The sequence below is a fragment of the Butyricimonas sp. Marseille-P2440 genome, from assembly GCF_900091675.1.
Lineage (GTDB): Bacteria > Bacteroidota > Bacteroidia > Bacteroidales > Marinifilaceae > Butyricimonas > Butyricimonas synergistica.
Window position 1 is genome coordinate 89997 of sequence record NZ_LT594606.1, and the last position, 13581, is coordinate 103577.

Annotated in this window: 9 protein-coding genes; 8 read left to right on the forward strand and 1 reads right to left on the reverse strand. The window is 45.4% G+C overall.

Annotated features, from left to right (window positions below; all coding sequences use genetic code 11):
• The first annotated feature begins 11 nt into the window (after nucleotides 1-11).
• Genes BN8899_RS00460 through BN8899_RS00475 form a run of 4 tightly spaced genes read left to right on the forward strand, consistent with a single transcriptional unit; the run spans nucleotide 12 to nucleotide 5667 of the window.
• A complete protein-coding gene (locus tag BN8899_RS00460) occupies nucleotides 12-1463 on the forward strand; it encodes a RagB/SusD family nutrient uptake outer membrane protein (protein WP_065217862.1) in 1452 nt (483 codons plus the stop codon).
• A gap of 19 nt (nucleotides 1464-1482) precedes the next feature.
• Complete coding sequence (locus BN8899_RS00465) at nucleotides 1483-2400, forward strand: zinc-binding metallopeptidase (protein WP_065217863.1); 918 nt, start codon at nucleotides 1483-1485, stop codon at nucleotides 2398-2400.
• Nucleotides 2401-2458: 58 nt separating this feature from the next.
• Nucleotides 2459-4480, forward strand: a complete 2022-nt coding sequence (locus tag BN8899_RS00470) for a TlpA family protein disulfide reductase (RefSeq protein ID WP_018338658.1) — start codon at nucleotides 2459-2461, stop codon at nucleotides 4478-4480.
• Nucleotides 4477-5667: a TlpA disulfide reductase family protein gene (locus tag BN8899_RS00475; RefSeq protein WP_018338659.1), complete on the forward strand. Its 1191-nt coding sequence runs from the start codon at nucleotides 4477-4479 to the stop codon at nucleotides 5665-5667. Before BN8899_RS00470 ends, BN8899_RS00475 begins: the two co-directional genes overlap by 4 nt.
• A gap of 64 nt (nucleotides 5668-5731) precedes the next feature.
• Here the strand turns inward: BN8899_RS00475 and BN8899_RS00480 are convergent, their stop codons facing one another.
• Nucleotides 5732-6226, reverse strand: a complete 495-nt coding sequence (locus BN8899_RS00480; protein ID WP_018338660.1) for a hypothetical protein — start codon at nucleotides 6224-6226, stop codon at nucleotides 5732-5734.
• 302 nt (nucleotides 6227-6528) lie between these two features.
• Here BN8899_RS00480 and BN8899_RS00485 point away from each other — a divergent pair, with 302 nt between their 5' ends.
• The 4 genes from BN8899_RS00485 (at nucleotide 6529) to BN8899_RS00500 (ending at nucleotide 13542) form a co-directional block, all read left to right on the forward strand.
• Nucleotides 6529-10734, forward strand: a complete 4206-nt coding sequence (locus BN8899_RS00485) for an acyl-CoA dehydratase activase (protein ID WP_065217864.1) — start codon at nucleotides 6529-6531, stop codon at nucleotides 10732-10734.
• A gap of 3 nt (nucleotides 10735-10737) precedes the next feature.
• Nucleotides 10738-11358: a TetR/AcrR family transcriptional regulator gene (locus BN8899_RS00490; protein ID WP_065217865.1), complete on the forward strand. Its 621-nt coding sequence runs from the start codon at nucleotides 10738-10740 to the stop codon at nucleotides 11356-11358.
• Nucleotides 11359-11480: 122 nt separating this feature from the next.
• Nucleotides 11481-12038 carry an RNA polymerase sigma-70 factor gene (locus BN8899_RS00495; protein WP_065217866.1) on the forward strand — a complete coding sequence of 186 codons (558 nt, stop codon included), beginning with the start codon at nucleotides 11481-11483 and terminating at the stop codon, nucleotides 12036-12038.
• 337 nt (nucleotides 12039-12375) lie between these two features.
• Nucleotides 12376-13542, forward strand: coding sequence for a FecR family protein (locus tag BN8899_RS00500; protein WP_082986841.1), 1167 nt, complete (start codon nucleotides 12376-12378; stop codon nucleotides 13540-13542).
• Nucleotides 13543-13581 lie beyond the last annotated feature (39 nt).

Sequence of the window (13581 nt, forward strand, 5' to 3'; positions counted from 1 at the left end):
ACGAGTGAACTATGATTTCTAAATTGAATATAATCTTATTAACCGTACTCGTTTTCGCGAGTGTTTCTTGCGGGGACTTTCTGAAAGAAGTTTCGCAGGATGAGTTCGAGCCTTCAACAACCACCGCTTACACGGAATTGTTGAATGGAGAAGGGTATAATTATAGCGTGGTGGATGCACTTACTTGGTACATGGACGATGATGTGGACGGATGCGTGTCCTATACGCCTTCCGATGCACAAATGGCTTACAAGGATGTTTTCACGTGGCAATATTATATGGATCAGTCTTTGAAAGAGGCTTATTCGCAAGATCAGAGCACGTACGAGAATTTTTATTCCAAGATCATGGCGTGCAACGTGGTGATCGATAACGTGGAATCTTCTTTGGGAACAGAGTCGGAAATCGCTAACGTGTTGGGAGAGGCATTGACCTTGCGGGCGTACTATTATTTCCACCTGGTGAATATTTTCGCTACCCCGTACAATGATGCTCGCTCGGCTCCCGAGCAGAGATTAGGTGTGTCTTTGGTGACAAAATCCGAGATATTGGACGAAGGATACGCCCGTAATACGGTGGCAGAAGTGTACAAACAGATAACAGAGGATATCGAGAGGGCGATTGTTTTGCTGGAAAAGGATAAGGTCGATAATGGACGTTTCCGGGTGAACTACGTGGCAGCCCATTTGATCGCTTCCCGGATTTACCTTTACATGGAAGAGTGGGACCAAGTGATAGACCATGCCACGAAAGCTATAGCAGGGGCTCCGGGATTGGTGTATTTGCCGGGGTATACGTTTAGTGTACCTAATTATCCGGAGAACTCCACGAATCCGGTTGTTTCATCTAATTTCCCGGAAACGATATTCGTGTATGGTTCGATGCCGTCGACGATGGGATTTGCCGGAACTCCGGTTTGTTTATCCGATGCCGTTGTCAATAGCTATACGGATAATGGTGACAGCCGGGTCGGGGCGTATTTCAAGAGGACAGCAAGTTATCTGAATTATCCTTACATGGAATTGAAGCACGGGAGAGCGGAACGGGGTTATGTGTGGCGTACCGCCGAATTGTACCTGAACAGGGCAGAGGCATATATGCAGAAATACAAGGAAGGGGAATCTTCTGCCGGGCAGTTGGCGGTGGATGATTTGAATGAATTGAGGAGCAACCGGATCACGAATTACACGAACTACCAGTTGAGTACGGCGGAGGATTTGGAAACGCTGTGCAAGCTGGAACGTCGTCGTGAATTGATTTTCGAGGGACACCGTTGGTTTGATTTGCGCCGTTACGGGATGCCACAGATTCAGCACAAGTGGATTGCCGATGAGGGAAGAACTACCACGTACACGTTAAGCGAGAAAGACCCGGGATACACGGTACCTATCCCCCAAGCCGTGTTGGATAGGAATAAGAAGTTGGTGCAAAATGAATTGGCTCCGGATAGACAAGGTTATTAACTGATAAAACACGAGAAAGATGAAAAATATATTATTTCTGTTATTGCTGATGGCTGGTATCATCGTGGCTTGCGATGAGGATAAGTTGACCCCGTCGGAACCTCAGGAGTTTTATGAGTTCCCGCAAGGTGATTCTGATTACGACCGGGAATTTGTAACTTTTTACGAGAAGTATAACACGCAATTCCTGTATAGATATAATGAATCTGATTTCCGCTGGAACGTGACGAGTTATATTCCTTTTTATTCAGTACCGGCGGATGAGGCATACGTGGAGAAAGCTTATCATTTTATAAAAGAGAGATGTTTGGACACGTGGGGAGAGAGCTTTTACAAGAATATATTACCGATGCGAATATTGTTGTCATCCAAAATCTATAGTGTGGCACAGAAATATGGTTCCATCTGGAATGAAGAAACGCAACAGTGGGAGTATAAAAGTTATTATGACACTACTTATCATGCTTCCACTTACGGTCTGAATCATATCGCTTTTGGTTACACGAGCGAGAAGTTTGATGAGTTGACGCCGGCGGAACAATTAAATGCAGTGGGAGAGTTGAATAAATCCTTGATCGGGTATGCGGCTTCCCGGGATAAAATTGTCATACCGGCAGAGTTTGTCGAATGGTATGATAAATATAGAAACAGTGTTTGGGAGGGTGCCGAGAATCGTTACGGTTTCCTTGAGTACTACAAGGATATGGATGTCGCTTATGATTTCGGGCTTTACGTGAAGTACCTGACCACGATGAGTGAAGAAGCGTTCAAGGCATGGGCGTTGTCAGATGATGTCGATACGAGTCAGGATTGGGATCAAGCGTCCGGTACGTACAAGCGGACTTACGCGATTACTAATAAATACAAGATCGTGTTGGAGTATTTCAAGACCGAGTTTAATATCGATCTTCATGCTATCGGAAATCAAGCTAATTAAATGATAGATATTGCCGATGATTACTTCATCGGCAATAAAGAATGATAAAATAATCACTATGAAAAATAAGTTCGTAATTATTGTAATGCTGTTATGTGGTCTTGCCGTCAACGTGTTCGGGCAAGAGGAAAGCGTGGTTCAAGACCAGCAAGAGATTTCACGGTTGACGTTAAATCCGGAAGTTCCCCTGGTCGGGCGATCACTAGAATTGACCTATAACCCGGCGGGGGGACCGTTGGAGGGGAAGACAGATTTGGTCGGGATTGTCTATATGTATAATTTTTATCGTTGGGAGATTGGTGATGTACAACTGAAGCAGGAGGGGAAACTTTGGAAAGGAACGTTTGAAATGCCGGAGAATTGTGCATTTGTGGCTTTTAAATTCCAATCGACTTTTACTTTGCAACCGGATACAACGGATAACAACGGGGATAAAGGATTTATGTTCATTCCGAAAGATGCTACCGGGAATTATCTGCCGGGAAGGTATCTGGCTTGGGGGGTATTTCGTATGCCTTCGTTGGGCGAAGGGACGGGAAGTTATTTCACTGGGAATTACAAAGAGATTTCCGACGACGCGATTATGCTTTGGATAGATCAGGAGGCGAAGCATTATCCCCAGTACGGGCGTCTTTTTTTCGGGGTGATGAAGTCTGCTTTGAGAAAAATTCATGGAGATAATGCTAGTCGGGGGATTGCGCATTTGCTTAAAGTGATGGAGAATCAAGAAAATCTGACGGAAAATGAATACATGGAGATAAGTCATACTTACCGGTATGATTTAAAGAATAAAGAGAAAGCGGACAGTCTGGATCAAGTTATTCTTAAACTGTTCCCGCGTGGCGGATTGGCAAGGTTCAATCGTTCTTTGATCATGAATACAGTTCCGGCTGAAGAATATTTTGTCGCTGCCGATCAGTTTAGAAAAGATTTCCCGATAGCAGAATGGCGGAAGAATCCGGATTCAAGAGGATTCGTGTATGGTAATTTCTACCGGGAGTTAGCCACTAGATATTATAAAGCGGGAGATTACGGCAAATTGGAGGAAATATTACCGGAGATGAGTATGGTTATGCTGAATGATGTTTTTCGGAAAAGCGTGGAATTTGCGATTCGGAAAACTCCCACGCCGGCAGAAACTTTTGTCGATATATCCAAAAAGTTTATCGACCAGATGATCGTGAAAGTGGGTGATGGTTCGTATATGCAGGGAATGCAGTATTCTCCCCGTCAGGCGGAGGATCTGGCTCGTTTGTGGTTATATTATTACATTGGGGTTCATGCCCAGGTGGCAGAGAAGAGCGGTCGTTACGAGGAAGCCGTGAACTCGATGAACTTGATAGAAGAAGACCAACGTTATCTGTTCTATCCGGCGGGGAACGAGGCATATATTACAAGTTTGGAGAAATTGGGACGTCAGGCAGAGGCTTTCGAAGCGATGAAAGGAGCGGCTGGAGCAGGACAGATGACCCCGGTTATCTATGATAAGTTACGGGAGTATTATACGAGTTTGGAGAAGAAACCGGCAACTTTTGAAGCTTGGGTCGCGTCATTAAAACCTCGGAGTGAAGTAGAGAAAATAAAAAATAAACTTCGGGCAAAGATGATCGATATACCTTTTGAATCTTTTGTTTTGGAATCGCATCTTGGTGGTAAGGTGAAATCTGCCGGTTTCAAGAAGAATGAAATTGTGATACTTGATTTTTGGGCGTTGTGGTGTGCCCCGTGTATTGCCGCTTTGGATGGGATGCAGATGGCTGTGGATCTCTATGCGGACGATCCGAGTGTAAAATTCTATTTTATTATCACGCAGGACGAACCTAATAAGGTGAAGATCGATGCCTTGTGGAAAAAGAATAATTTCCATAACATGGAAGTGCTTTATGATGCTAACCGGGATGGAAAAAAATCTCGTGATGCCGTGTATAAATCCATGTTCCCCGGAACCTCGGGTATTCCCCAGAAAGCGATCCTTAAAAACGGTCGTATCCGTTATCTTGCAGAGGGATACGGGGGTAGTCCCAGTGGTTTGATGGATGAAATTTCTTACGTGGTTGAAATGCTAAAAGAAGAGAAATGATGATGTTGAAAAATAGTTTTATTGTCCTGTTGCTTGCGGCAACGGGACTCTTTTGCTCCTGTGGGAACGGGAATAATTACACGCTTACCGGTAGTTTGCCGATACGTTATGATGGTTGCCGTGTCTTCATGTCGCCCGCTACATATTATTTCTCTCCGGAAAAGCCTGCTCCGGTGGATAGTGGTGTGATCCGGAATGGAGAGTTTCAGTTCAGGGGAACGATTCAAGAACCTGCGGTGTTTGTCCTGACAGTCGAGGATGTGCGTGACAATGAAATTCCGGGAATGTATTCCACCCCGGTGATTATCGAACGGGGGAATATTAAAATTCTTTATGACACGGCAGGAATCACTTTATCCGGAACCCCTATCAACGATCGCTATATGGCAACTGTCGGGAAGGGACGGCTGGAGGAAAGGCGTAAACGACAAATATTGTTTCACGAGAGGGATAGTGTGCTGCGTTTATCGGGACACGCCGGCAATGAGGTGAATAATTACTATAATACGCGAAGTCAAATCCTTTTTAGAGAAATCATGATTCCTGCAGCGGAAGAATTTATTCGAACGTATGCCGGAACAAGCGTAGGAGATTATTTCTTCTTTGATTGTTGTGCAAAAGATCTTTATAGTGAAGCTTTTGTCGAGGCTGTCTATCCAACGATCCAGCCGAAACTACGGGATCAGTATGAAACGTTAATTAGGACACGTCAGGAAAAGCAGAATTATTTTTCCAGTTCTCAGAAAGCGACGGAAGAGGGAATGCCTTTTCGTGAGATTGCGGCTCAAACCATCGAGGGGCAGGAAATCCGTTTGTCAGAATGCGTGAAAAAAGGAGGACTCGTGTTGTTGGATTTTTGGGGGTCATGGTGTATTCCCTGCATTCAGGAAATGCCTTTGCTGAAGGAATTACACGAGAAATACAGGAAGAAAGGTTTGGTGATAATAGGTATTTCGCTAGATAAAGATCGGGAAAAATGGCAAAATTCTCTCGAGAAATATAAGCCGACAGGTATTCAGGTTTCCGAGTTGAAGGGATGGGAAAGTGCTTCCCGTAATGATTACGGGGTTCAAGCGATACCGTTTACACTATTGATAGACGGTTCCGGGAAAATTATAGCCCGCAACCCGCATGGTCCGAAATTAGTTGAAGCCATTGAGCAATATTTTGGTCATAAATCAAAATAGGGATTGTAATTAAAACCGTGGCGGCAAAGACTGGATAATTCTAATCTTGCCGCCACGGTTTTAATCATTTGTGTTCTTCACAACTGCCGCATCCTTTGCAATCCTGTTTTTCGTTCTTTACAGCCGGATTGTCTTGCCCGCCTCGTTGACCGTGGTGATTCATGCCTTCCTTGCGGCGTTTTTCCATTTCTTGTTTTCTCTTTTCCAGGTTGGTTTGATAAATTTTATATTGCTCTTCCGTCAAAATTTTCTTTAAGGATAAATTCTGTTGGTCTTCAATTTTCTTGTTGTAGAACATCACGGAATCACGTTGTCCTTGGTATTTTTTCATGAGTTCGCCTCTTTTCTTGAAGTTTTCCGTGAACAACTCTTTCACTTGTTTTTCTTGTTTCTCGTCGAGTTTCAGTTCGGTCTTCATTTGTTCGACCATCTTTTTGACCATTTCTTCGGGATTCATGTGACCTCTTGGTCCGCGGTGTTGTTGCCCACGTTCTTGTGCGTTCAGATTAACAGTCATTAAAATGAATAATGACGAAATGATAAGGGTTAAAGTTTTCATGTTTTTATTCTTTAATTGTTTATAATTGCACGGGATTTAGGGGAAAAGAATATCCGTAAATCTCATGCTCGTTATTAAAATAGTTCTGCTTCTAAGACAAAACGGGAAAGAAAAGGTTTATCTGTATATATTTCATTTTCAAAAAAATCTTTAGGCGTGCGTCCAAAAAGGCTTTGTCTGCTTGCTATACAATTTAGAAATAAAATGAAGTGGAAAAAGTTTTGTTTCTACGGTTTTCTTCATAAGTTTGTGGTGTTTGACACATATGTCAGATTTGATCGTCAATCATAGGTCTATTTGTTATGAATGTTTATAAAGTTGGTCTTGATATTGGTTCTACCACGGCTAAGATAGTCGTATTGGATAAGAACGGAACGGATGTCCTTTTTTATAAGTATGAAAGGCATCAGGCAAAAGTGCAGGAATGTTTGTCCGGCTTTTTCCGGGAATTGGGAGAATTGGTCGGGGATGCCCCGTTGGCTGTTCAGGTTACCGGTTCTGTCGGTATGGGAGTTGCCGAGAAATGTGGCTTGCCATTCGTGCAGGAGGTCGTGGCAGCCACGAACTACATTCGTCAGCATCACCCCGGTGTTGCCAGTATGATTGACATCGGGGGAGAAGACGCCAAGGTCGTGTTCTTTCAGGATCATCAGGCTACCGACTTGCGGATGAACGGGAATTGTGCCGGAGGGACGGGAGCGTTCATCGATCAGATGGCAATACTGCTGGGTGTATCGGTTGAAGAATTGAACGAATTAGGATGCCGGGCGACACAAGTCTACCCGATAGCCTCCCGGTGTGGCGTGTTTAGCAAGACGGACGTGCAGAATTTAATCGCTAAAAACATATCGAAGGAGAATATCGCTGTTTCTATTTTTCACGCGGTAGCCGTGCAGACGGTTGTTACTCTTGCCCGCGGGTGTGATATAACAGCCCCGGTATTGTTTTGTGGCGGACCTTTGACTTTTATTCCGGCTCTTCGGAAAGCCTTTGCCGATTATTTGAATTTGTCTTTGGAAAAGGATTTCGTCCTGCCGGAGAAAGGTAATCTGATCCCGGCTTGGGGTGCCGCTTTAGCCATGACACCCCATGACATAAGTTTGTCCGCTTTACTCCGACTTTTGGAAACCCGCTTGGGCAATATATCATGTTCGGGTAGTAGCCTTCCGCCTATTTTCAAAGATCAATCGGAATATTCACGATGGAAAGAACGATTGGTACGGCACGGGATACAACGTGCAGAATTGAAAGCGGGAGTACAGCAGGTTGTTATCGGGATAGATTCCGGTTCCACCACGACAAAAATCGTGGTACTCGATGCGGATGACCGGATGGTTTATTCCTATTACCACGATAATAACGGAAATCCGATAAAAGCCGTGAAAGACGGGTTGCGGGAATTGTATGAAGAATGCCAAAGAAAAGGAACGACCTTGAAAATCAAGGGTGGTTGCTCTACCGGGTATGGAGAAGAATTAATCAAGGCGGCATTCCAGATGGACGCCGGTATTATCGAAACCATAGCCCACTATACTGCCGCCAAGCATATAGATAAGGACGTGTCTTTTATTTTGGATATTGGCGGGCAGGACATGAAGGCGATTTGCATCCACGACGGGGTAATTAACCGGATAGAAATCAATGAAGCCTGTTCGTCCGGTTGTGGTTCTTTCATCAGTACCTTTGCGCAATCCTTGGATTACGGGATTGACGATTTCGCCAAAGCTGCTTGTCATTCGCGAGCCCCGAGTGATCTGGGTACGCGTTGTACCGTTTTCATGAACTCCAAGGTGAAACAGGTACTCCGGGAAGGTGCTTCCGTGGCGGATATTGCGGCGGGATTGTCGTATTCGGTGGTTAAAAACTGCCTTTACAAGGTCTTGCAATTGAAAAACACGGACGAGCTTGGCGAGCATATCGTTGTGCAAGGGGGTACAATGCGCAATGACTCTATCGTGCGGGGACTGGAAATACTCACGGGACGGGAAGTTGCTCGTGGTGATTGTCCCGAATTGATGGGAGCCTTGGGATGTGCTTTGTATGCGCGACATATTGAACAAGCCCGAGAAATGGATTTGCGGGATATGATACATCTTGCCCGGTTCACTTCCAGCCAGTTGCAATGCCGGGGATGCGAGAATCAATGCGCTGTTACCCGTTACACGTTTGATAACAAGAACAGTTATTTTTCCGGAAACCGGTGCGAGAAGGCGTACACGAACAAGGGAAACATCTCGGGCGAGGGAGTGAACGTGTACGAGAGAAAGATCAAGTTACTGTTCGACCGGGAGGCGCCCGTCGCTCGTCCTTTGCTGACCATCGGTATTCCCCGTTGCCTGAATATGTATGAAGAATATCCTTTTTGGCATACCCTGTTTTCCCGTTGCGGCATTCAGGTCAGCCTGTCATCCCCTTCCACCTTTGACAAGTATGAAACGGCAGCCAATAGGGTGATGTCAGACAACATCTGTTTCCCGGCGAAGTTGGTACACGGTCACGTCCAAGATCTTGTAGAACGTCGTGTCGACCGGATATTCATGCCGTTTGTCGTGTTCGAGAAAATGGACAAGCAACAGCAGAATAGTTACAATTGCCCCATCGTGTCCGGTTACTCGGAAGTGATCAAGAGTGTACAGTCCGAGGATATACCGGTTGATGCCCCAGCTATCACGTTTAAAGACCAAGCCTTGTTGTACAAGCAATGCGCTGAATACCTCGGGGCATTGGGTGTTCCCGGGCACACGTTTCGGGCGGCATTCGAGCGGGCATTGAAAGAACAGGATGCTTTCGAGCGGGAGATTGCCGTCTATGCCCGTGAGGTCATGGAAGAAGGGCGTTGGAAGCATAAGCTGGTGATCCTGCTTGCCGGGCGTCCTTATCATTCCGATCCGCTGATACAGCATAAGGTGTCGAATATGATTGCCGCGATGGGAGTGTACGTGATCACGGATGATATTGTCCGTCAACAAAAAATCTCGTTGGAAGGAGTAAATTTTCTCCCTCAATGGGCGTTCACGAACCGTATCTTGAAAGCGGCGAAATGGGCTGCCGGGCAAGGCAACGAGATACAGTATATGCAATTGACCTCCTTCGGTTGCGGACCGGACGCATTCCTGACCGACGAAGTCCGCGCTTTATTGAAACAGTACGGGAAAAATCTTACCCTGCTGAAAATAGACGACGTTAGCAATATCGGTTCCATCAAATTGCGGGTACGTTCTTTGGTGGAGAGCCTGCATATCAGTCTGCGTCAGTCCGCTGACGGGTCAAAACGGATCGTTTCTACTCGCCCTTTCGTGAAAGAAGACAAAAAGAAGAAGATCATCGTTCCTTTCTTCACGCCTTTTATTTCACCGCTCATCCCGCCGCTCATGAAAGTAGCGGGGTATGATGCCGAGAATCTGCCGATAAGCGATACCCGTTCGTGTGATTGGGGGTTAAAGTATTCCAATAACGAGGTGTGTTACCCGGCTACCCTGATCGTGGGCGACATCGTGAAGGCTTTCAAGGACGGGCTTTATGACCCGGACAACACTTGTGTTGCCATTACCCAGACGGGTGGTCAGTGTCGTGCCAGCAATTACATTTCTCTGATCAAAAAGGCATTGATCGAGAATGGATACGTCAATACCCCGGTCGTGTCGCTTGCCCTCGGAAGCGGGATCAGTAACGATCAACCCGGGTTCAGCATCAATTGGTCTAAGATCGTGCCGATAGCCCTTGCTGCGGTATTGTACAGTGATTGTATCGCGAAATTCTATTACGCCTCTGTCGTTCGGGAGAGGGAGCAAGGGCAAGCAGCCGGGTTTAGGGATCTGTATCTGGAAAAGGCAAAAGCGGCTATTTTACGGAAAAGCATGGGCGATTTGTACCGTGATCTCTCGTTGGCAGCCCGCGATTTCGACAGGATTTGCCAGCAAAAGTCCACACCTAAAGTCGGTGTCGTGGGAGAGATATTCTTGAAATTCAATCCTTTCGCTCAAAAGAACGTCATGTCGTGGCTTGTCGATAAACAGATCGAGGTGATCCCGCCGTTGATGTCCGATTTCTTCATGCAGAGTTTTGTCAATTTGAAAGCGATGCAAGACAGCCATTTGAAACGCAAGTATGTACCGGATGTCGTGATCGACTGGCTGTACGGCAAGGTGCGGAAGCAAATCAACCGGATCAACGAGATCGGGAAAGAGTTTAAATACTTTCTTCCGTTCGAGAGTATTTACGAGAAAGCGGAAAATGCCAAGCGGGTGATCTCCCTGAACGCCCAGTTCGGCGAGGGATGGTTGATTGCCGGGGAGATGGTGTCGTTTGCCGCCCGGGGGATCAATCATGTCATTAGTTTGCAACCTTTCGGCTGTATAGCTAACCATATCGTGGAAAAAGGAATAGAAAAACGGATAAAATCTTTTTATCCGCGAGTGAATATACTATCTTTAGACTTTGATAGTAGTGTCAGTGATGTGAATATTGTCAATCGAATGTTATTGTTCATTGACAACATAAAAAAGTGAAACATGGGAGCATTAGAAAACAACGAGTTAGAGCAACAAATAATAGAAACGGCGAAGCGGCTTTTTGTGGAAAAAGGGTTTGTCGAAACCAGCATGAGTGATATTGCGGCAACCGTCGGGATAAACCGTCCCACGTTACATTACTATTTTAGGACGAAAGACCGGATGTTTCAGGCGGTGTTCAGTTCGATCGTCATGTCCTTGTTGCCGCGGGTACGGGAAATCATGAAACGGGATATCCCGTTTATGGAACGGGTGAGTATGGTACTGGATGAATATTTGGCACGTTTTATCGAGAATCCCTATATTCCTAAATTTATATGCGAGGAAGTACAACGGGATGTGAATCATCTACTTGCGACTGCCAAGGAAATGCAATTTGAGGAAACTTTTGCCATCATCAAGGAGGGATTACAGTCCGAGATGGAGGCGGGACGATTGAAAACCGTGCCCCTGCATATTTTATTCCTGACGTTTTATGGTTTACTTCTTTTCCCACTTTTGTCGAAAAATTTGGTGGTCACCCTGTTCTTGAAAGAGGATTCCGAATTTGAACTTTTGTTGTGGGAGTGGAAACAATATATCCTTCTCCATTTGAAGAATTTGTTGTGTGTCGATGGATAAATGGAAATTAAAAAATTACCCAAAAAGAAATGGGAGTAGTATCTTTTGTCGTATTTTTGCGGGGAAATAGGTGATGAGAGTCAAAGAGGTATTCAAAAAATAACTTTCATAATGGTGGTAATTTGGGAAACGAAGAAGTAGATATTATTCTTGAATTTGCCCGTGGGGAGGAGAAAGCGTTCCGCGTGCTGTATGACAGGTATGCGGTTGCCTTGCGTTATTTTGCGGCGAAGTACGTGAGCGATGAGAATGTGATCGAGGATATCCTGCAGGATGCTTTCGTGGCATTGTGGGAGAAAAGAACGGAATTTCGCGTGGAAAATGCCGTGAAGGCTTATCTTTATAAGGTCGTGCGGCACGATTGCCTGAATCTGATCCGACACAAACAGGTCGAAAATAAGTACGCAGAGAAGATATTGCAAGAGGGGGATGAGGCGGAGTCTTTTCTCGACCAAATACTGGAATCCGAGATATTCCAAGTATTGCTTACCGTGTTCGATGAATTATCTCCCGCCTGTAAAGAGGTTTACCGGATGAGTTTGAATGGGGACAGTCACGAGGAGATTGCCCGAAAGTTGAATATCTCTATCAATACCGTGAAAAAACACAAGAATAACGCTAACCATTATATGAAGGAGCGTTTGAAAAATGTGTTGTCCATCTTGTTGTGGATTTCCTGAAAAAGGGGATGTTTCAAGACAAATTCTAGCGTGTTAAGTGTGAAATAATATCAATGAAAGATATTTTATAGTAATCATTTTCGTATTTTCTTGGTAGCCTCTCCCATTCATCTCCCATTCTTTCCCTATTCATAGCCTATTTTAATAGTAAAAATATAGGATTTTTATATAATTTATATGGTATAAAATTCCTTATTGATATATAAAATATTCGAGATATATAAGGAGCATTGGTATAAATTGTATAGGACTTCGGTGGAAAAATAAAAAAAGTGCGGTTTGCTATTACACCAAATGGTACTTTGCGTGCTTTAGTATAAAACTAAAGAATGAAAGTATGCGAATGCGAGATGATAATAGGATAAAACAGTTGATCGTGGACCACGTGAAAGGAGTGTTGGACGACGTGGGGGAACGGGAGTTGTGGGTTTGGCGGAAAATGAGCGTGGAGCACGAGGAGATGTTTCAGCGGTTGGTATCCATGCAGCGTTTGGAAGAAGGATTCCGTCGGTTCGTGAAGTCGCCGGAGGCGGAGAATCGGGCATGGGAAAGGATATTGAACCGAACGACACGTAAGGGACAGCGTGTAAGGAAATTATCGTGGCTTAAGTATGCGGCGATATTCGCTTTGCCGTTATTGATAGGAGGAATGATTTATTTTGCCTTGAACCGTGAGGACAAGAAGGTGCCGTTGGCTGTCGTGACAGAGATTATGCCGGGTAAGGCAAAGGCTGAACTTGTTTTGCCGGGAGGAGATAAAGTTTTGTTGGCAGACGGGACAAGACGGACGGTACGGGATGGAGTAAGCAATACGGGCGATACATTGCGTTACGAGCGAACGGAAAGTGAACTGTCGGGCGGAGTGGAGGAATATCACTTGTTGCGGGTGCCGCGGGGTGGGGAATACACGCTCGTGTTAGCGGATGGGACGACGGTGTACCTGAATGCCGAATCGGAGTTGAGGTATCCCGTGAAGTTCTCGGGCGAGAGGCGGAAGGTGTACTTGCAGGGGGAGGCTTATTTCGATGTGGCACGTGATGAACGGAAGCCTTTCACGGTGGAGGCGCAAGGGATGGAAGTGCTGGTGTTGGGAACTTCTTTCGGGGTACGGGCATACGGGAGTGAGGAAAACGTGCTGGCTACACTCGTGCAGGGACGAGTAGATATCTTGGTCGATGGGCAACGTGCCGAATTGGTACCCGGGCAACAGGCTGATTTTAACCGGAAGAGCGATCGGTTGACAGTGGCGGAAGTGGATGTCGAGTTGTATGTCGGTTGGAAGGATGGTCGGTTGGTGTTTGATAATCAACCGTTGTCCGTGATCTTGAACGAGCTGGGACGCTGGTATTCGTTCGACGTGGTTTACACGAACAAAGAGTTGAAGCGGATACCCTATTCGTTGAATATCAAGAAGCATGAGGATATAGCCCACGTGTTGAAGTTTATTGAACGGACGGGGAAAGTGAAATTTGAAATTAACAAGAATATGATTATCGTGAAATAAAAATAAAAGAGCAGTGCTGCGAACACTGCCCTTTGTCAA

Excerpts from the sequence above, each read along its gene's own strand:
- BN8899_RS00490 (WP_065217865.1), top strand. The coding sequence starts at position 10,738 with ATGGGAGCATTAGAAAACAACGAGTTAGAGCAACAAATAATAGAAACG.
- BN8899_RS00500 (WP_082986841.1), top strand. The coding sequence starts at position 12,376 with ATGCGAATGCGAGATGATAATAGGATAAAACAGTTGATCGTGGACCAC.
- BN8899_RS00485 (WP_065217864.1), top strand. The coding sequence starts at position 6,529 with ATGAATGTTTATAAAGTTGGTCTTGATATTGGTTCTACCACGGCTAAG.
- BN8899_RS00470 (WP_018338658.1), top strand. The coding sequence starts at position 2,459 with ATGAAAAATAAGTTCGTAATTATTGTAATGCTGTTATGTGGTCTTGCC.
- BN8899_RS00480 (WP_018338660.1), bottom strand. The coding sequence starts at position 6,226 with ATGAAAACTTTAACCCTTATCATTTCGTCATTATTCATTTTAATGACT.
- BN8899_RS00460 (WP_065217862.1), top strand. The coding sequence starts at position 12 with ATGATTTCTAAATTGAATATAATCTTATTAACCGTACTCGTTTTCGCG.
- BN8899_RS00475 (WP_018338659.1), top strand. The coding sequence starts at position 4,477 with ATGATGATGTTGAAAAATAGTTTTATTGTCCTGTTGCTTGCGGCAACG.
- BN8899_RS00465 (WP_065217863.1), top strand. The coding sequence starts at position 1,483 with ATGAAAAATATATTATTTCTGTTATTGCTGATGGCTGGTATCATCGTG.